16 protein-coding genes are annotated in these 19,126 nt (G+C 36.7%); 11 read left to right on the top strand and 5 right to left on the bottom strand.

Annotation, left to right across the window (positions count from 1 at the left end; all coding sequences use genetic code 11):
- Window positions 1-34 precede the first annotated feature (34 nt).
- From topA to DAY19_RS00995, 5 genes are all read left to right on the top strand, one after another.
- Window positions 35-2,566, top strand: coding sequence for a type I DNA topoisomerase (gene topA / locus DAY19_RS01015; protein WP_133296849.1), 2,532 nt, complete (start codon window positions 35-37; stop codon window positions 2,564-2,566).
- A 4-nt stretch (window positions 2,567-2,570) separates the two neighbouring features.
- Window positions 2,571-3,488: a DUF368 domain-containing protein gene (locus DAY19_RS01010; RefSeq protein WP_114705325.1), complete on the top strand. Its 918-nt coding sequence runs from the start codon at window positions 2,571-2,573 to the stop codon at window positions 3,486-3,488.
- A gap of 81 nt (window positions 3,489-3,569) precedes the next feature.
- A complete protein-coding gene (locus DAY19_RS01005; RefSeq protein WP_114705324.1) occupies window positions 3,570-4,691 on the top strand; it encodes a hypothetical protein in 1,122 nt (373 codons plus the stop codon).
- Window positions 4,692-4,846: 155 nt separating this feature from the next.
- Complete coding sequence (locus tag DAY19_RS01000; protein ID WP_133296848.1) at window positions 4,847-5,188, top strand: FMN-binding protein; 342 nt, start codon at window positions 4,847-4,849, stop codon at window positions 5,186-5,188.
- A gap of 6 nt (window positions 5,189-5,194) precedes the next feature.
- Entirely contained in the window at window positions 5,195-5,620 is a 426-nt protein-coding gene (locus DAY19_RS00995; protein ID WP_114705322.1) for a hypothetical protein, read from the top strand.
- On the opposite strand, the gene DAY19_RS00990 is transcribed toward DAY19_RS00995, so the two are convergent.
- From DAY19_RS00990 to DAY19_RS00980, 3 genes are read right to left on the bottom strand one after another with little or no spacing between them, the layout of a single operon-like run.
- Window positions 5,600-6,097, bottom strand: a complete 498-nt coding sequence (locus DAY19_RS00990) for a DUF501 domain-containing protein (RefSeq protein ID WP_114705321.1) — start codon at window positions 6,095-6,097, stop codon at window positions 5,600-5,602. The two genes, DAY19_RS00995 and DAY19_RS00990, sit on opposite strands and share 21 nt — an antisense overlap.
- Before the next feature lie 2 nt (window positions 6,098-6,099).
- Window positions 6,100-6,825 carry a hypothetical protein gene (locus DAY19_RS00985; RefSeq protein WP_114705320.1) on the bottom strand — a complete coding sequence of 242 codons (726 nt, stop codon included), beginning with the start codon at window positions 6,823-6,825 and terminating at the stop codon, window positions 6,100-6,102.
- Window positions 6,812-7,450 carry a DUF3943 domain-containing protein gene (locus tag DAY19_RS00980; protein WP_114705319.1) on the bottom strand — a complete coding sequence of 213 codons (639 nt, stop codon included), beginning with the start codon at window positions 7,448-7,450 and terminating at the stop codon, window positions 6,812-6,814. The genes DAY19_RS00985 and DAY19_RS00980 overlap by 14 nt, the downstream gene beginning before the upstream one ends.
- A 60-nt stretch (window positions 7,451-7,510) precedes the next feature.
- Between DAY19_RS00980 and DAY19_RS00975 the strand changes: the two genes are divergently transcribed.
- Both DAY19_RS00975 and gshA read left to right on the top strand, forming a co-directional pair.
- Window positions 7,511-8,521: a hypothetical protein gene (locus DAY19_RS00975; RefSeq protein ID WP_114705318.1), complete on the top strand. Its 1,011-nt coding sequence runs from the start codon at window positions 7,511-7,513 to the stop codon at window positions 8,519-8,521.
- Window positions 8,522-8,582: 61 nt separating this feature from the next.
- A complete protein-coding gene (gshA, locus tag DAY19_RS00970) occupies window positions 8,583-10,184 on the top strand; it encodes a glutamate--cysteine ligase (RefSeq protein WP_114705317.1) in 1,602 nt (533 codons plus the stop codon).
- Here gshA and DAY19_RS00965 read toward each other — a convergent pair.
- A complete protein-coding gene (locus DAY19_RS00965) occupies window positions 10,165-10,977 on the bottom strand; it encodes an aspartyl/asparaginyl beta-hydroxylase domain-containing protein (protein WP_199506596.1) in 813 nt (270 codons plus the stop codon). The two genes, gshA and DAY19_RS00965, sit on opposite strands and share 20 nt — an antisense overlap.
- A gap of 311 nt (window positions 10,978-11,288) precedes the next feature.
- A complete protein-coding gene (locus DAY19_RS00960; protein WP_114705315.1) occupies window positions 11,289-12,410 on the bottom strand; it encodes a hypothetical protein in 1,122 nt (373 codons plus the stop codon).
- A gap of 138 nt (window positions 12,411-12,548) precedes the next feature.
- On the opposite strand from DAY19_RS00960, the gene DAY19_RS00955 reads away from it, so the two are divergent.
- The 4 genes from DAY19_RS00955 (at window position 12,549) to DAY19_RS00940 (ending at window position 19,097) form a co-directional block, all read left to right on the top strand.
- Window positions 12,549-13,175 carry a GNAT family N-acetyltransferase gene (locus DAY19_RS00955; RefSeq protein ID WP_158536725.1) on the top strand — a complete coding sequence of 209 codons (627 nt, stop codon included), beginning with the start codon at window positions 12,549-12,551 and terminating at the stop codon, window positions 13,173-13,175.
- A gap of 1 nt (window position 13,176) precedes the next feature.
- Entirely contained in the window at window positions 13,177-14,424 is a 1,248-nt protein-coding gene (gene lysA / locus DAY19_RS00950; protein WP_114705313.1) for a diaminopimelate decarboxylase, read from the top strand.
- Between the two features lie 9 nt (window positions 14,425-14,433).
- Complete coding sequence (locus tag DAY19_RS00945; protein ID WP_114705312.1) at window positions 14,434-14,988, top strand: hypothetical protein; 555 nt, start codon at window positions 14,434-14,436, stop codon at window positions 14,986-14,988.
- A 164-nt stretch (window positions 14,989-15,152) separates the two neighbouring features.
- Entirely contained in the window at window positions 15,153-19,097 is a 3,945-nt protein-coding gene (locus tag DAY19_RS00940) for a tail fiber domain-containing protein (RefSeq protein ID WP_114705311.1), read from the top strand.
- The last annotated feature ends 29 nt before the right edge of the window (window positions 19,098-19,126 follow it).

Genomic DNA, 19,126 nt, shown 5'->3' with positions numbered 1-19,126 from the left:
CGCGCCTTGTTTTTATTACTAGGAGTAAGTGAACATGTCACAAACAGACGTTGTGAGTGAAGCTGCAACAAAAGCTGCCTCTAAGAAGGCCTCGAAAAAAGCAGCAAAAAAAGCAACAAGCAAAAAGAAAACAGCTAAGAAAAAGACTGCAAAGAAGAAGACGGCCAAAAAAACTGCAAAGAAGAAAACGGCCAAAAAAACTGCTAAGAAAGCGAAAAAGAAAACTTCTGGATCATCTTTAAAGGACAAAGACTATAAACTGGTTATAGTGGAGTCACCATCTAAAGCTAAAACAATCAAAAAATATCTAGGACGAGGGTTTCAAGTCGTTGCGTCAAATGGACATATCAAAGACCTTCCTAAGTCAAAACTAGGTGTTGATATCAAGGATAACTTTCAAATTGATCTTGTTCCAATTAGTGGGAAACAAGCAAAGATTGAAAGAATCCAAGAACTTGCCAAATACGCTAATGAAATCTTTCTCGCACCCGACTTGGACCGTGAGGGAGAGGCCATTGCATTCCACCTTTCAGAAGAAATTGGAAAGCGAAAAAAGATAAGAAGAGTTATCTTCAATGCCGTAACTAAGAAAGCGGTAACTGAAGCGGTAGAAAACCCGACAGAGCTAAACGTCAATATGTACGATGCTCAAAAAACTCGTCGTGTTCTTGATCGTCTAGTGGGATATAAAATTTCTCCGATTCTTTGGGACAAGGTTCAGCGAGGGATTTCAGCTGGTCGAGTTCAATCTGTTGCTCTAAGAATTATTGTCGAAAGAGAAGATGAAATAAAAGCCTTTATTCCTGAGCAGTGGTTTTCAATCCACGGTGATATGGAAAAAGATGGAAAGCTTTTTGAAATTAAATACTATGGTGAGACAGCAAAGAAGAAGACTGAACTTACTGATGAAGAATTCACAAAGAAGATTGTATCAGATGTAAAAGGTAAGGAATTTGAAGTAATTGACGTTAAAAAACGTGAAAGAAAACAGAATCCAACTCCACCGTTTACAACTTCTAAGCTTCAACAGGAAGCGGCCAATAAATTAGGTTTTACGGCCAAGAGAACAATGATGGTTGCGCAAAGACTTTATGAAGGGATTGCAACAACGGACTTTGGAACTGTCGGTCTTATTACATATATGAGAACGGACTCTGTTAGAACTGAGCCTGAATCATTAAACGCCTTACGTGAATATGTTAAGGATCAATACGGTGAAAAGTATTTATCACCAGAGCCTATTGAATATAAGAAAAAGGGAAGTAGCAAGGTTCAAGATGCCCACGAGGCCATAAGACCTACTTCTTTAGAATATACTCCTAATCAACTTAGAGGAGATCTTGAGCCAGATGAGCAGAAGCTTTATGAGCTTATTTGGAATAAATTTATTTCATCTCAAATGAGTCAGGCCATCATCGATCAGACCGCTGTAACTTATGAATGTGAAGGTCACTTCTTTAAGGCCAATGGTTCAATTATTAAATTTGCTGGTTTTAGAACTGTTTATATGGAAGCAGCGGCTGAGAAGGCATCACGTCGCGGTGGAAATGACGATGAAGATGATACAGCAAAAGCAACAGGTGAACTTCCATTAATTGATGTTGGTGAGAAGATGAAGGCCAAGAATGGACCTAATGAAGTTGAACATTGGACTTCTCCACCTCCAAGATATAATGAAGCCTCACTTGTTAAGACACTAGAAGAAAAAGGTATTGGTCGTCCATCGACTTATGCTTCGATTATTTCAAATATTCAAGATCGTGGTTACGTGGAAAAGGTGGAAAACCGTTTCATGTCAACAGAGCTTGGAACAGTTGTATGTAAAATGCTTATTGAATCCTTCCCAGATGTTATGGACGTTGCTTTCACGGCAAACGTTGAAAAGCTTCTGGATAAGATTGAAGAAGGTGAGATTAAGTGGAAGAAGGTTCTAAAAGAATTCTGGCAAGGGTTTGAAAAGACTCTTGAAAAAGCCAAAGAAGAAATGAAGAACCTTAAAAAGCAAGAGATCCCAACTGGAATTCACTGCAAGAAATGTGAAGATGGTGAGTATCTTATTAAATGGGGACGTAATGGTCAGTTCTTAGCTTGTCGAAACTACCCAGATTGTACTTCAACTTTTGACTTTAAAAAGCACCTTGATGGAACTATTGAAATTCTTCCAAAAGATTGGTTCCGTGATCCATGCCCTGAGTGTGGAAAGCGCCTTGAAGTTAAAAAAGGTAAGTACGGCCGTTTTGTTAGATGTGAAGAATATCCAAAATGTGAAACAACACTTCCATATACTATTGATGTAACTTGTCCAAAGTGTAAGGTTGGAAAATTTGCAGAGAAGAAGTCTCGTTATGGGAAAATCTTCTATGGTTGTACGAATTATCCAGACTGTGAAACTGCATTATGGAATGAGCCAAAAGTTTATGACTGTCCAGCATGTGGATTTGGTGTCATGGGTGTGAAGGAAACAAAGCGTTGGGGGAAACAACTTCAATGTCCTGAATGTAAGCACTCAGTAGATTGGGATACGACTCCATTTGCTAAAGAAGACGAAGAATCTAACAACGAGTAACAAAATGATAAATAAAGATATGGCCCTTGTTTTTTGCAAGGGCTTTCTTATGGGCATTGCCGACTTAATCCCAGGTGTTTCTGGGGGAACAATTGCATTTATTACGGGAATCTATGATAAGTTGCTTTCAACAATAGCAGCGATAAATAAAGACCTTATTAAAGATGCTCTTACTCTAAATTTTAAAAGTGTTTCCCAAAGAATTGATCTAAGGTTCTTGATTCCACTTGCAGTTGGTATTCTTGGAGCCATGTTCTCGCTTGCGAGACTAATGCACTATCTTATTAATCACCATCCAGTTCCAACTTGGGGCTTATTTCTAGGTCTTATTTCATCTTCGATAATTGTTATTGCTAGAGATCTAAAAGATCGAAAGAATCCAATGAATCTCTTAATGGTTTTATTGGGAGGCATGCTTGGCTTCTTTATTACTCAGCTTGTTCCTGTCACAACTCCTACAGATCATTGGTTTATCTTTCTTTGCGGACTTATTGGAATTACGGCCATGATCCTTCCTGGTATCTCTGGCTCTTTTATTCTGCTCATCTTAGGTAAGTATGAATACGTTACTGGTGCTTTGAAGAATCCTTTTGCTGATGGAGCTTTTGTTATTATTGGTGTTTTTGCCATTGGCTGTTTAACGGGGCTTCTAAGCTTCTCTAAAGTCCTAAATTACTTTATGAATAACTTTCGTGAACGTACCATGGCATTTTTAGTAGGAATACTTTTTGGAACTCTATCTAAAGTATGGCCTTGGCGAGAAGTTACTCAATCAGTTGTCATTCGTGGAAAAACTAAGATTTTGGCCGAACGTGCCTTCTTTCCAACAACTCTTGGTGTAGAGGACTTCATTGCAATTGGTCTCATTCTTTTTGGTTTCTTCTTTGTTCTCTTTTTAGAGCGCGGAGCTTCTAAGCCATAAATATTATTGTCTTGTTGAGTGTCTTGACTTTTTGTTAACTATCCTTAATATCTGTTTGGTAAATCAAACACAGGAGAAACAATGAAGAAGTTTTTAGTAACTCTTTTGCTTGGTGCGTCGTTTGCAAATGCAGCAACAACTCAAGAGCTAGAAAGAAAAATTAATATTTTAACGAAAGAAGTACAAGACATTCAGTCTCAAGGTCTTTCATCAAGAGTAAGCCTTGGTGGTTATGGGGAAATCGTTTTCAAAGATAACTCAGACTCAAATGCTCAATGGGACACTCTAAGAAATGTTCTATACGTAGGGTATAAGTTTAGCGACAAGTGGTCATTCATGACTGAGATTGAAATTGAGCACGCTGATGAAATCTATACTGAATTCGCAGAGATTCGTTATGCACATTCTGAACTATTAAACTTCAAGGCCGGTCTACTTCTATCACCACTTGGTCTTGTTAACTTAGAGCACGAGCCAACTCGTTTTATTGGTGTTAATCGTCCAGAGATTGAAAAAAATATTATCCCAACAACAATGCGTGAAAATGGTTTTGGTGTTTATGGTACTTGGAAGAACTTAGACTATAAATACTATATTATGAACTCTTTAGAAGGGTGGAGTAACGCTGATGCTTCAGGTTTTGATGCTGATGGTGTTCGTGATGGACGTCAAAAAGGTGCTAAGGCAGTTGCTGGTCACTGGTCACATATTTTAAGACTAGATTATGGATTTGATTTTGGTCTTGATCTAGGTACTTCTGTATATGTAGGGACAACTAATGGTGACGCTCAAGGTGAACACAATATTTATGATGTTCACTTAGCTTATAACTACAAAGGCCTAATGGTGAAAGCATTATATGTTTATTCAACACTTGATGGTAAAGAATTCTCTGCTAAGTCAGGAAATGTTGTTGCTGACGTAATGCAAGGTTATTATGTAGATCTTGGATACAATATTACACATAGTAAAACTTATACAATTATGCCATATGTAAGATATGAGAGTTATAATACTCAAGATGATGTTGACGCTACTGTAGGTGTTGCTGATAAGGCCAATGATAGAACAAACCTAACAGCAGGTGTTATGTATAAGCCACTTGATAAAGTATCATTCAAAGCTGACTACACAAAGTATGAGAATGCTTCAAATGTTGGTGAGTCTGAGGCTTTCAATTTTGGAATTGGATGGGAATACTAAATAATTCTATATTTTTTGAAGTGGGGAGAGTTCTTCTCCTCACTTTATTTTTTTCCTATAGCGCCGAGGCCGGCCTAAAAGACACCCTTGCACGTAAATTTCCCAAATGTCATTTTGTTGAAAAATCGAAGTTCTTAACTGAGAAAGAATATAAGATGATTAAGTCAAAGTTTCCCACTAGAGATGTGAGGAAATTCTATTCATTTTATCAAAGAGTATGCAATCAGAAGAGTTCTTTTGATTTCGTATTCTCAGATATTGTGAGAACAAAGAGACAGCTTGTTCATATTCATATTGAAGATAAGAAGCTAGAGAGTTTAAAGGTTGTTAAATTTGAAGAGCCTTCAGAGTATCGAGTAAAAGACAGCTGGCTTAAGAAATTTAAGTCAACTCTTCCGGACAGTATTGATATTGTATCGGGAGCAACTCTCTCGTCTAAGAGTACAAAATTTCTAGTGTGGTTATCACTATACTTACAAGGTGATATACTTAAGTAAGTAATCATGACCAGAGCAGAAAGAAATACAATATTCACAATCAATTATCTTGTTCTCATAACAAGTATTATCTACTTCATTGCAAAGTATTTTTTAGCAATTGAAGGGGAATGGGGACCAGAAACGCACCCTCTTACAATTATTTTCCAAAAAGTTCATGTTTTAACAGTTCCTTTTCTTATCTTTGCAGTTGGAATGATTTTCTCTAATCATGTTTGGAAGCGTATTGAAAGTGGATATAAGAAATCTCGAACTTCTGGAATTTTTCTTTTGGTTCTTCTTGTTTTGATGAGCTTAACTGGATATTTAATTCAGGTTGTTGATGGACAAGTCTTTAGAGAGTATTCAGCTTATCTACATATCGCTGTTTCTATTATTTGGAGTGTGGTCTTCTCTTATCATCACATTTCTTCAAATCGCAAAAGAGCGTAGCTTTTCATCAATCATATCGCCAATAATATGTGGCCTTACTAAGTGATATGCATAGAACATATGGAGGCATCTCAAATGATGAAAGTCTCTAAGTCCACCGATCCCATTTTCAGTAATCATTGGCATCATATTTTCTGGTAGTTCAAGATTTAATTCTTTGAATAATTCAATTCTTTCATCTCGATAAAACTCATGAATAGACTTCACTTTCTCTTGTAGCTCTTCACTATTATTGATTTTATTTTGTAGCTCTTTTGTAAATCCTTGTCCCTCTAGATGACTTATCTTCTTGTAAACAATAGGGTCAACAAGCCAATAAATTGTTGGAAATGGGACTTTGTCTACGACAGGGGAAACTTTTAGAGATGCTGGAGCACCTTCTTTGGTTCGAGCTGATATTTCAAGCACTCCACGGGCTTGTCGTTTTAAAAAGCTTTCAATTTTTTCGATGTCTTCTTTAGTCGCATCAAGTTTCATAATTAGAATAAAGTTACTCCAACCTTATAGAAGATTGAAAAGGAGTTAATATCGTTTCGAGCACTACTTTCTTTGACGATTTCTACTTTTGTCGGATCAGTTCGATCTATTAGTGTCACTTTATATGATCTATGGCCAGCTACAGAGACTTCAAGAAAGAATGGGTAGTGACCAATTTCTTTAATTTGCTCAATTCCTACAGCTAGTGCACCACCAAATGAGTCATAGTTTAGCTTAAGGTCTCTATCATTTGAGTCTATATTAAAACCATCGAGGCTTAGTGAACTTAATTGCCAGCTAGGTCCAAATTTAACGTATGCTTTAAACTTTCTAAAGCCGATAAAGTTTAGATATTCAATTTCTAGATCAGGAGTATTAAATCTTAATGTTGGTGTAATTGTAAAAGAACGAAAATTTCCCGAACCACTTAGAATATTTCCTTCGTAACCAAATTGAAGATCTTTTGCGCGACCAAATGTTGTATGGGACTCAATACCAATTTCAACTCTTTCATAACGATATGAAAATTGGGTATATATTCCAAAAGCAGTCGACTCATCACGATCTTCGATATCGTAACGATTTTCAAACTGGTCATCATCAAGCTCGTTAAATAGCATTTTCTCAAGTGTTAAACCTGTTCTTAAATAGTACTCATAAGGCTTAGCAGATATTGTTATGCCTGAGATGATTAAAAGAAATATAAGAAGTCTCTTAAAAACTTGCATGTATAAAATATCCTATGGATTTCTTATCAAAGCTTGGAGCAAACATTGCTGAAGCTTTTATTCCACGTCCTTCAAATATTGAAGAGAAAAGGGTCATTGGATTAATTAAGTGACCAAAGAATTTTGAGACACTTCCACCGTTATTTAGCAGTTCCATGGAAAGCTTTTCAAAACCATATCCCATAACGGCTCCAAGTACAGGTGTTTGATATAGATCCTGCACAGAAGCTGGCTCTGTATACACTTCAATGAAGAATTCAAAAACGGTACTAGAGACAAAAGTTAACGCCAGAGAGTCGGAGTAGCTATAGCTTCTTGCTCGGTAGTATAGGAACATTTGTGAACCAGTATAAGGGTGAACCATATAGTTCCAAAAAGGTTCATCTCGATCAAAGACGATGCGACCAAAGTTCTTACGATAAACTTCTAAAGAACCTTCATTTTTTACAGTATCCCATTGTGTTAAAGGGTAGGCGATTAATGAAAGTCCAAAAACAAAACTGAGGTCTTCAAAAACTTCTTGTTTGGTGTGTTCACGATCTTTGTAGAAGTAACTTTCTTGTGCTAAAGAATTACTTCCTAGAAGTAGTAGAAATGGGAGAAGGTATATAAATAGTCTTTTCACGATGACTTCTTATATAAATTTATACTCATTCTGGCCACAAATACGAGCTAAGGTTTTTAAATGATTAAGGTTTTTAAATATATTTTTCTTACGTTTGTTTTCTTAAATACATTTGCTCAAAATTCTAAGTATCTGATATTTAATAAAGACGTGGATACGATATGGTCTCCGGTTCAGCTGTATATCAATGGTTCCTTCGACGTTATTCAAAACCCATATTGGTTTAACCAAGAAAACTATTGGAAAAAGCACAAAGAAGTATGGAATGAAGTAAAGGATCCCTTTCATGAGATTAGAAAAGAGGGAAGCTTCGGTGAGTTCTTCAAAGAAGAATTTTTAAGCGATAGGGTACTTCCAAATATATTCTTGCATACTTTTGGTGGTGCCTACGAAACCAAGAAGCTTCTTGAATACGCTGATTATTACGAAATAAAGTGGGCAAAAACTTTTTCATTCTTCGTAACCTATGCGATGCACTTTGGTAATGAAGCAAACGAAACAGATCAACCTGAAGTCTCTGCTTATGATCATATCGCAGATCTCTATTTCTTTGATGTCGCAGGTTTCTTTCTTGGGCTAAATGATGATTTTATGAACTTTATGATCAATGAAGCAGGTATGAGTACTTGGCACTTTATGCCCGTTTACGATATCGAGCATGAAGACTTTTTCAATGTTGGCCTAAATTATGTGTTTCGACCAAAAATACTTCATTATAAAAATATGAGACCTCTTCTATATCTAGGAATGATGAATATGGGGGGAATTACTTTTGATGTTGGTGATCTTTCCCATTCAGTTGTTGCAGGACTTGCTTTAACGAATCCTCTAGAGAGAAAAGGACGCTTCGTTTATGGTTATTATTTAGAGACTCTCGGACAACAGGCTGCGTCACTTCTTCTCAATGGCTCTGAAGACTTTCGTGTACGACTAAACCTTTATCCAGCACTATTTAAACATTACTCTGGAACTGTGCGCAACTTCGCTCTGATGCTTGGGCAAACAAAGAATGAGGATTTTGCTTTTGGAATCAACTATGAGCTGCCTGTAAGTATTGGATACTTAAATTGACACAAGCTTGACTTGAAAGCTTTCTTATCTAAGCGTAGTATATTCGTTACAAGGAAACGTTATGGTTAGAAGTAATATTGATACCTTACAGAAGTATCAAAAAAAATATGGAAGTCAGTCAATTCTAAGTGTTAATAAAGGAATTGAAAAAGAAGGTCTAAGAGTAAATCTTGCGGATGCAAAACTTGCAAAAACTGACCATGACCCTAAGTTTGGATCTAAATTACTTCATAAGTGGATTACGACAGACTTTGCAGAAAGTTTATTAGAATTCATCACACCTGTTTCCCATAGCTCACAAGAAACAATTAAAACTCTTGGAAATCTACAAACTTATGTTTTAAAACAAGATGATAAAGAAGGGATCTGGCCATCTTCGATGCCTTGTATCCTGCCTGATGATAAGGATATTAAACTTGCATATTATGGTGAGAGTAATTCGGGACGTTTAAAAACTCTTTATCGCTCTGGCCTTTCTTTACGTTATGGAAGATCGATGCAATCAATTGCAGGCGTTCATTATAACTTTTCAATGACTGATGAATTTTGGAAGAATTGGCATGAGCTTCTTGGAAGTAAGCTGCCTCTACAAAAGTTTATTAATAAAGAATACCTAAATTTGTGCCGTAACTTTAGAAAGTACTCCAATGTACTACTCTATTTATTTGGCAACTCTGTAGCAGTACATGAATCTTTTCTAAAGGGAAAGAAACACAATCTAAAAGTTATACATGAAGATGAAGCTTTCGGAAAAACATATGCTACTGAGTTTGGTACCTGCCTAAGAATGGGAGGGCTTGGTTATACAGGATCTTCGCAAGATGGAATTCGTATCTGCTACAATGGGCTTGATAGCTATTGTGATAGTTTAGAAAATGCACTGAAGGTAAGTTATAAACCATTTGAAGAAATTGGTTTAAGAAATGAGAGTGGAGAACTTCAACAAATTAGTACAAATATTCTCCAAATTGAAAATGAGTTTTATTCAATTATTCGTCCAAAGAGAATTGCTCCTCCTGGAAAAAGTGCCCTGGCCTCTTTAAGAAGTGAAGGAATTGAATATATTGAAGTTAGACTTTTGGATATCAATCCCTTTGCGGAAAATGGAATTTCTGAAGAGCAGGCAAACTTCTTAGATGCATTTCTTCTGACATGCCTATTCTCTGAATCGCAAAAGTGTACACGTGAAATCTATAATGAAATTGAAGACAATAATCAAAGAATTATAAAAGAAGGCCGTAAGGATAATCTGACGATTCTAAATAATGGACAAGAAGTTAGTTACCGTAACTATCTTGAAGAATTCTTTAGTATGATGGAAGAGACAATGAACTCCATTGATGATGGCCATCGTAAAGAAGATCTTATTAAATCCATTGATTTTCACCGTTCAATGTTAAATCCTAGAAATACACTATCTCAAAGAGTGTATGATCTTGCATGTGAGAAGGGATTTATTTCTTCAATGCGTGAGCTATCGATCTCACATCGTCGTGGACTCTTTGAAAGTTGTAATGAAAGTATCTTTCAAGGCAAGCTAGAGGAAGAAAAGAGTGCTTCTGTTCAAAGGCAAGTTGAGTTTGAAAAACTCGACGACGTAGAATTTGAAGATTACGTCGCCGCTTATGTTGAATCGAGTTTTTCTAAAAAAGAGACTGTATAAAATTAAGAATTAAGTAAACGAGTCCAAAGGCCAAGGCCACAAGTGTTAAGTTTACTGTATGTTTTATCACTTTATATAAGACGATATTTGTTTGTTTTAATGTTCTTACTTTTAAAAGAGCTGGCGTGACAGCACCAAAGATACGATTAACTAATCCTCTTTGGTCACCTGGGATATTTGGCACAAGTGTAATTCTCATAATCTGTTTAAAGACAAAGTTTATAATCTTTCCAAATATGTGAGTTGGACGATCGACTTCAAGCATAAGAATGATTCTTTCATCTTCAGAGTTATTAAAAGCAAAGTGAAGATAAGTTTCATCAAATAACAGGGCCTCTCCGTCTCTCCATGAATAATCTGTACCATCAATATTGATATAGCACTTATCATCATTTGGAGTCTTGAGTCCAAGGTGATAGCGCAGTGATGTTGCAACGGGATCGAGGTGTTTGGTTAGCTTTGAACCTACTGGTAGGATTGAAAACATTGCACCATTAACTCCTGGCACTTTAGAAACAAGTTCAACTGTTTGAGGACATAGGTTCTTTGCTGAGTTAAGTGTTGTTCCATACCAAGTGAGATAAAATTTTGACCATCCATACTTGTAAAAAGTACGAAATCCAATATCGTAATGTCCATCTGATGTAGGATCTTTTACCTTATCAAAATAGCCATTTTCACGAAGGGCAACTGCTTCTTTGCGAATTGTCTCCCAATTATCTTGAACTTGTTTTAATTCAGGAAAGTCAGCAAGGTCCATAATAGGCTTAGCTGCTTTCTTTTTAGTAAACATATAGAGCAAGCAATTTAGGGGAGCAAAAATAGGCCATCCCTTTCTTAGATAAAAAGTTAAACTTTCATACCTTTCGCTTCCGCGATAAGCGTACACATATCCCATTGAGGCAATGCCAAAGAGAAATAAGAATATAAGAACCGATATAACGCTAATAGTCTTTGTCCTGTTTAAGGTTGATACTTATCTATGTAATATACCTTAGAGGAGCTTTTTCATCCATGATTTTTCTCATTATGTGCAATTCGTCATATAAAGATTATTAGCTACGCTTTTATTAAATGATTATGTTCAATTGTCTCCAATTGTTTTTAATTATCATCGGGATGCTTGACGAGACCTTGATATGTTCTTTTGCAGGTGTCTACACCTACCACTTGAAACGTTGAGCTTGTTAAGCTTTCAACTGGAGCTGATGCAGTATCAAGAAAGGCCTTTGTTTTGGATATTTCAGGCTTACTAAATGTACCACCGATTGCTTGTTGAAGCTCTGGACAATAGTCTTCATCCAATATTGAGATAACCAGCTCTTTAAATACTTCTGCTTTTAAATCTGCTCCACCTTCAACAACAATGAGATTTTCAGCTGTGGCAACTGCCACATCATTCATTGTGGCCACATCGCCTCTAAGTTTAACATCCACATTAATTTGCTTTAAAGGTGTATCTCCGCCACGAAAACCTCCCAGTGTTTGCCCTAGGCTGGCCGCACTAGTATAAAGTAGGCCAATAGGGCCGAGGGCCACAAAGGCTGCCGCATCAATAAGGCCAATGCTTCTAGTATCGAGAAAGTTTGAGATGACATCATCCACTCGAAATCCTTTTAGATTTAAATTTGATCCATAAACTCGAGCATCTATATTCTCACCCACTATTTTTGCATCGATATTAATATATCCAGACAGTCCTAGTGAGGCATCGAAGAATTTAATGAGGTGGTCAAGATTCAACTTATTATAGTTAATTTTTATGTCTTCATAATTGACAAGATTTATGGCGACTTCACCTTTGTTTTGTTTTCCAAAATCGCTTATATGAATATTTTCAATTTTTAAAGTATCGCCAAACTTCTTTTCTATTGAGAATTGAATCTGATTTAACTTGAAACCACTGACTTCGACACCCTTACTTTTTATATTGATTTTAGAGTTTAAGGCTTGAGTATAGCGTTGAAAAATTGAAGATGATTCTTTTACAGCTAGTAAGTCAATTTCCGTATGGGCAATGATAAGTTTATTATCTTTATCGATTGGAAAGGAGAGATTGGTAATTTCCCAATGCCCAATTCTAATTTTTTCAACTTTTTCGACCTCTCCACCTGCTAGTTTAATTGCAATTTTTGTCGTCCAGTCAATTCGAAAGAGTAAGACTCCTACAATGAGAAAAAGGGATGTAATGAATAGGAGAAAACCAATAAGGACTTTTTTTTTCATGAGTTTTTTAGTCGGTTAATCGTAAATACAAATAGTTTGGTTCATTTAATCACACTTAAAATTCAAGGGGAATAAAAACTTGGTTAATTGTTTTAAAGTTACCAGCAACTTTCTTAATGCGTTATAATGATAAGTAATATGCTTAAGAACTTTATTTCAAAAACAATTAAAGCACAGAAGATGCAACAAAAAGAGTATAACTCTTATACTCCATTTGTTGTGGATTATAAGTCACGTCCTTTATCAAATGATGTAACAACTCGTTATGCGAGAAGTGAAGATGCCGCTTCTATTGCGAGGATAATCAATGAGAATAATAATGACCCAAGTCTTGATTATAACTACTTTCTAAAACGCACTCGCTCAGAGCTTGCACACGGTGGAAATCGTTCTGGTTTTCATATTATAGTCGCGCAAGTAGGTGATCAGATCGTAGGCTACGGACGATCGATATATTATAGTGAATTAATGATTAAAAACTATTCTTATCCTTCACCTGTCGGTTGGTATCTAATGGGAGTAACAATAGACCCACAATACAGAGGTCAAAATATTGGTGCTCTTTTAACAAGAAAACGCTTAGATCATATAAACCAAGTCGCATCGAAAGCTTATTATGTGGCCAATGCAAATAATAAAACTTCAATAAGAATGCATGAAAAATTTGGCTTCAAGGAAAAAGAGCGAGGAGCAGGGTTTCTTAAAATCTGCTTTAACAATGGTTTAGGAATATTATTCGAATGTAATTTAAATAATAAGGATTAGAATGGATTTTTTCAATTATAAGGGTAGTGAATTATACGTCGAAGATATAAGAGTCGAAGAACTTGTCCAAGAGTATGGAACACCTCTTTATATCTATTCTTTAAAAACTTTTAAAAGACATTTTAATGCCTTTAGTGGCCCTTTAAAGGATCACAAACATTTGGTCTGTTATGCGGTTAAGGCAAATTCAAATATAAATATTTTAAAAGAATTAGCCGCTCTTGGTAGCGGTTTTGATATCGTTTCAAGAGGTGAGTTAGAAAGAGTTCTTAGGGCCGGTGGAGATGCTTCAAAGACAGTTTTTTCAGGAGTTGGAAAAAGCCGAGATGAAATAATCTATGCTTTAAATAAGAAAATTAAATGTTTTAATGTTGAATCGATTTCTGAACTTAAACGAATTAATGAAGTGGCAGGGGAGCTAAATGTTATTGCTCCAGTATCGATTCGTGTTAATCCAGATGTTGATGCCAAGACGCATCCGTATATTGCAACAGGATTAAAAGAAAATAAATTTGGAATCTCTTTTCAAAAGGCACCGCAGGTTTATGAGATGGCAAATGAGATGAATAATATTTCAGTTGAGGGGATAGACTGTCATATCGGCTCACAGCTGACTTCACTGGTACCATTCTTAGAAGCATTAGAGCGTTTAAAAGAGTTAATTAATAATTTAAAGGACAAAGGGATCTCACTTAAGCATCTCGATCTAGGAGGTGGCTTAGGTGTTAAATATAAAGATGAACTTCCTCCTCATCCTTCTGAGTATCTTGGTGAAGTCATTAAGAGTTTGGAAGACTACCCAGAGCTTGAACTGATCTTTGAACCAGGTCGAGCAATTGCTGCAAACGCAGGGATTCTCGTTTCTAGACTTGAGTATATAAAGGAAAATGAAGGTAAGCATTTTGCCATTATTGATGCGGCAATGAATGATCTTATGAGACCTGCTCTATATCAGGCTTGGCAAGAGGTTATCAAAGTCAATTTAGATATTAAAGGAGAGGCCCATCAATATGATATCGTTGGCCCTGTTTGTGAGACTGGAGATTATCTTGCAAAAGATCGCGAACTTGATCTTAAGGAAGGAGAGCTTTTGGCCATTCGATCTTGTGGTGCTTATGGATTCACGATGTCTAGTAATTATAATTCAAGGCCAAGAGCATGTGAGATTTTAGTTGAAGATGATAATGCAAGGGTAATTAGGAAGAGAGAAACGTTTGAAGATCTTTACTATCTTGAAGATTGTGACTAGGATGCACTTATGAATAAGAAGATTACTTTAACTCCATTATTTCCTACAACTGAGTGGGCCTGGGATATCTCTAAAAAGTCCGGAGATACTGTTCGCATCCTTCATCCTTCTGGGAACGTCTTTGTTTCACAAGTTATCCTAAATAGGCAGTCACGACTAGAAGGAAATGAGCAGAAGATTTATGACTTAAATTTAAAAGATGTTGATCTTATTGCATATATTATGGATTACTTTTTAAATAAGGCCACCACAAAGCTAAATCGTGGTAATGCCATGATTGTTGCCGGAAACCTTGTTTCTAGCTATCGCTTTCGTCTTCCACTTGGTCCAGAGACAATTCCTTTTGAAGACCAAAAAACTAATTTTGGAGAGTATCGAAAATTTGGTGAACATAAGCTTTCAATGAATGGACAAGATGTTGATGTATTTGTAATTGGCAAAGAAGGAAAGAATGAATTCTACGCCGTAACTCTTTCCGACACTAAAATAGGCGACTTTAATATCCCTAAATTAGAACTACTCAAGTTCCCACGTTCATACTTTCGTCAATCATTTGATAAGTAGTTACCAAAAGCCTTCTTTTATTGGCATTTGAGTCTCTTAACTATTGAGAATTCTGACTAGTACGCTTGTGTATTCAATAGCTTATTAAATAAGTGACAGGAATAATCTGCCTCTCGTGAAAATCAATTAAGATTATTAAGTGAACCATTCGATAAAGAACTGAAATGATGAACTTACTTAAGCAATTTCACATTCTTGGACTCATTGTCACATTTACTTTGGTATCGTGTGTACCAAAGATTCAAAGTCGCGATAATAATCGTGATAATCTCTTCGTACAAAATATTCAAATAAACGGTTCTCAATTGAGAATTGATGGCCAGAACTTAGACGATGTTAGTCACGTTCGTATTACAGATAAAGATGGAAATGTTTCAAGCTTTGAAATTGGTGTAAAGTCTAATAAAGAGTTAATAGCAGAAGCATTATCAAATACACTCATTCCATTAAATCAAATTTTGACCATGACTTTAGAAGGAGCTCATGGTGCAAGTACTTACAGTATAAGTGCTTCTCTTCCTGATATGGGTGCATCTCATGGTCAAACTCTTCAGTATAATGCAATTACAGGTCAGTGGGTTCCTGCTAATCAGCCGACCTCAAGTGTTACTTCTGTTAATGGTAAATTAGGAGCTGTATCATTAGGTATTGATAATCTAAGTGATACCGATACAAGTGGTGCCGTGACAGGTTCCGTTCTAAAGTTCAATGGTGTCAATTGGGTCGTCGGTACAGATAATGGTGGCTCATCAGCTAATGCAACTTCAATTCATAATCGCACAATTTTAGATATCACTCCAACAGATGGTCAGGCCCTCGTTTGGAGTTCTGCTAATTCTTCATGGGTCCCAACTACTGTATCAGGTGGCTCTGGAGGTTCTGGAGAGTCCAATACTGTTTATTCTACAGGTGGTACTTCGATCTTTAAGCAAAAAGTAGGAAGCCAGCTACAATTTAAAGGTTTAAATGGCTCAAATGATATTGTTGTCGATAATCAAACTAATAGTCTTGATTTACAAATAAGTACGGCCAATGGTGCTAATCAGCTTTTAAGATTAGATTCATTTGGAAGACTACCGGCCATCGATGGTTCCCAGCTTACTGGAATCGCTAGCGGTGGAAGTGGTGAAACAAATACTATTTCAAGTGCAGGTGGAGTCTCAATTTTTAAACAGAAGTCTGGTGAAAACTTAGAACTTAAAGGGTTGCAAGGATCATCTGATTTTGCAATTAACGGCAGTACTAATACTGTAGACTTTCAAATAAATACTAGCAATGGTGCAAACCAATTATTAAGACTTGATTCGTCAGGTCGTCTTCCTGCTATTGATGGTTCTCAACTTACTGGAATTGTCGCATCAGGTGGAAGTGACAATACGATACAGTCACGAAATGTTTCAGCTACGGCACCTTCAAATGGGCAAGCCCTTTTATGGAACTCAGTAAGTTCACAATGGGAGCCAACAACGATTACCTCAGGCGGTGCAGGTGGTGAAGTCAATACAGCGACGAGTGCCGGTGGTGAATCGATCTTTCAAAATAAAATTGGTACTGATCTAATCTTTAAAGGTCTAACAAATACAACAGATATCCAATTAACTTCAAATGCAAATGATATTGAGATAGGTGTAAATACTTCAAATGGTGCAGGTCAATTACTAAGACTAGATGCTTTTGGAAGATTACCTGCAATTGATGGATCTCAACTAGTTGGTGTTTCTGGTGGATCTGGCGATGCTTTAACCTTACAGTCTCGAGATATTGCTACGACAGCTCCTACTGATGGCCAGGTTCTTACTTGGAATAATTCGACCACGCGATGGGAGCCTCAAACTCCACTTGTCGGTGGCGGTTCAGGAGAGGCAAATACTGTTTCAAGTGCTGGTGGAGCATCAATCTTTAAACAGAAATCAGGAATTGATCTTGTTCTAAAAGGGTTACTTGGTTCAAGTGATTTCAATATTACTTCAAGTACAAATACTGTGGACCTATCTATTAATACGTCAAATGGAGCTAACCAACTCTTACGTCTTGATGCTTCGGGAAGACTACCTGCTTTAGATGGTTCACTGCTGACAAATCTTCCTGGTGGAAGTGGTAATGCAACAACTATCCAATCCTTTTCTGTTTCAAGTGCCACTCCAGCAAATGGTCAGGCCTTACTTTGGAATGACTCTAATTCTCGTTGGGAGCCAACAACTATTGTAACCGGCGGAGGAGGCGGAGAGGCCAATACAGCTTCAAGTGCTGGTGGTGAATCTTTATTTCAGTCAAAGGTATCATCGAATTTAGTTTTTAAAGGATTAACAAGTACGGGTGATATTTCACTAACAGGAAATACAAACGATGTTCAAATTGGTTTAACAACGGCAAATGGGGCCAATGAAATTTTACGCCTTGATGGCTTTGGAAGACTTCCTGCAATCGATGGATCACAATTAACAGGAATCACAACTTCTGATACAACCCTGCAATCTCGCAATGTTGCCTCGACGGCACCAACTGATGGGCAAGTTCTAACTTGGAATAATACAGCGACACAATGGGAGCCTCAAACAGTTTCTGCTGGTGGCTCAGGTGAAACAAATACAGCATCAAGTGTCGGTGGAACAGCAATTTTTAAACAAAAGACCGGAAGTGATCTAGAGTTTAAAGGTTTAACCGGAAGCGCTGATATTAGCTTAACGAGTAATGCAAATGATGTGCAAATTGGCGTTAATACTTCAAACTCTGCAAATGACTTAGTAAGACTTGATGGACTTGGACGTTTACCTGCTATTGATGGTTCTCAGTTAACAGGAATCACCGGTACTGGTGAAGCAAATACGTTAAGTTCAGCTGGTGGTACTTATTCATTATTTTATCAAAAAAATGGAGTTGATCTTCAGCTTAAAGGTCTTAACTTTACAAGTGACTTTGCGGTTGTTGATAATTCAACTTCTTACAGCGTCGATATTAATACTGCAAATGGAGCTAATGAGCTAGTAAGACTTGAAGCCGATGGGTCTCTTCCTGCATTAAGTGCTGCAAACTTATTCAATATTCCAACTGATGATACGACAATACAGGGAAGAAATGTAAATGCTGCAGCTCCTACTGACGGTCAGGCTCTTTTGTGGGATTCAATCAGTTCACAATGGATCCCAAGTGATGTAACTGCTGCTGGAGATAATCTTGGTGACCATACAGCAACAAGTAATTTAGCAATGGGAAATAACTATATTTCGTATTCAGGTTTAGATGAAGGCCTCTTTGTTAATCTTGGTGGGAATGTGGGGATTGGTACAAATTTACCTCAGTCAGACTTAGATATTTATGAAGCAAATGTTGAAGTTAAGGTAAGAGATTCAAATGTTGGTATTTCATCGGAAGCTCAATTTAACTTTTTTGTAGATGGTGGAGAAGCGGGAATGTCTCTATTAAATACTAATTATGATTGGTCCGGTGAGGGATTTCCTGATTCATCTTGGTCAGATATGTTCCTCTTTTATACGGGGCCATCAAGTTCTAATGGTATGAGATTTCACCCATTTGCTGGAAATATTAATTTTTCAGTAGGTGATGCTGTCTTTACTGATATTATGCATGTCAATGCAACAAATACAAATGTTGGTATCTTAACAACATCTCCAGGTGCTGCTTTTGCTCTTGATGTTAATGGACAGATACGAACAACAACTACTGTCGATACATCTTCAGATAGAAGATACAAAAAAAATATAAAGAATATCTCAAGTGAAGTTTCTATCTTGGATAAGTTTTCTTTAATCGAAGGTGTCTACTTTGATTGGAGACAGAAAGAATATCCAGAAAAGAATTTTAAAGAAGGTCGTGATATTGGTGTCATTGCTCAAGATATTAGAAAAGTATTTCCAGAAGCCGTGACTGAAGATGAGAATGGTTTCTTAAGTGTTGCTTACGCTAAATTAGTTGCACCACTTATTGAAGCAGTAAAAGAGTTAGTTGGTATTACTGATACAAATAAAAGAGATATTGCTTCAATTGAAGCGCGCACAAAGAAGCTTGAAGAAGAAAATCGGATGTTAAGAGAAGCTCTTTGTGAAATGAATCCAAAAGCAAAAATCTGTCTAAAAGAAAATACGAAATAAAAAAAGGGAGCTAAAAAGCTCCCTTCCTT

Source organism: Halobacteriovorax vibrionivorans, from assembly GCF_003346865.1.
GTDB lineage: Bacteria > Bdellovibrionota > Bacteriovoracia > Bacteriovoracales > Bacteriovoracaceae > Halobacteriovorax_A > Halobacteriovorax_A vibrionivorans.
Note: the sequence above shows the minus strand (reverse complement) of the source record. Positions and strands in the feature narration are given on the sequence as shown.

Coding starts and splice junctions, on each gene's coding strand:
- DAY19_RS00965 (WP_199506596.1), bottom strand. CDS start 10,977: ATGTTTACTAAAAAGAAAGCAGCTAAGCCTATTATGGACCTTGCTGAC.
- DAY19_RS00995 (WP_114705322.1), top strand. CDS start 5,195: ATGACCAGAGCAGAAAGAAATACAATATTCACAATCAATTATCTTGTT.
- DAY19_RS01010 (WP_114705325.1), top strand. CDS start 2,571: ATGATAAATAAAGATATGGCCCTTGTTTTTTGCAAGGGCTTTCTTATG.
- DAY19_RS00955 (WP_158536725.1), top strand. CDS start 12,549: ATGCTTAAGAACTTTATTTCAAAAACAATTAAAGCACAGAAGATGCAA.
- lysA (WP_114705313.1), top strand. CDS start 13,177: ATGGATTTTTTCAATTATAAGGGTAGTGAATTATACGTCGAAGATATA.
- topA (WP_133296849.1), top strand. CDS start 35: ATGTCACAAACAGACGTTGTGAGTGAAGCTGCAACAAAAGCTGCCTCT.
- DAY19_RS00985 (WP_114705320.1), bottom strand. CDS start 6,825: ATGCAAGTTTTTAAGAGACTTCTTATATTTCTTTTAATCATCTCAGGC.
- DAY19_RS01005 (WP_114705324.1), top strand. CDS start 3,570: ATGAAGAAGTTTTTAGTAACTCTTTTGCTTGGTGCGTCGTTTGCAAAT.
- DAY19_RS00975 (WP_114705318.1), top strand. CDS start 7,511: ATGATTAAGGTTTTTAAATATATTTTTCTTACGTTTGTTTTCTTAAAT.
- DAY19_RS00960 (WP_114705315.1), bottom strand. CDS start 12,410: ATGAAAAAAAAAGTCCTTATTGGTTTTCTCCTATTCATTACATCCCTT.
- DAY19_RS00990 (WP_114705321.1), bottom strand. CDS start 6,097: ATGAAACTTGATGCGACTAAAGAAGACATCGAAAAAATTGAAAGCTTT.
- DAY19_RS01000 (WP_133296848.1), top strand. CDS start 4,847: ATGATTAAGTCAAAGTTTCCCACTAGAGATGTGAGGAAATTCTATTCA.
- DAY19_RS00945 (WP_114705312.1), top strand. CDS start 14,434: ATGAATAAGAAGATTACTTTAACTCCATTATTTCCTACAACTGAGTGG.
- gshA (WP_114705317.1), top strand. CDS start 8,583: ATGGTTAGAAGTAATATTGATACCTTACAGAAGTATCAAAAAAAATAT.
- DAY19_RS00940 (WP_114705311.1), top strand. CDS start 15,153: ATGATGAACTTACTTAAGCAATTTCACATTCTTGGACTCATTGTCACA.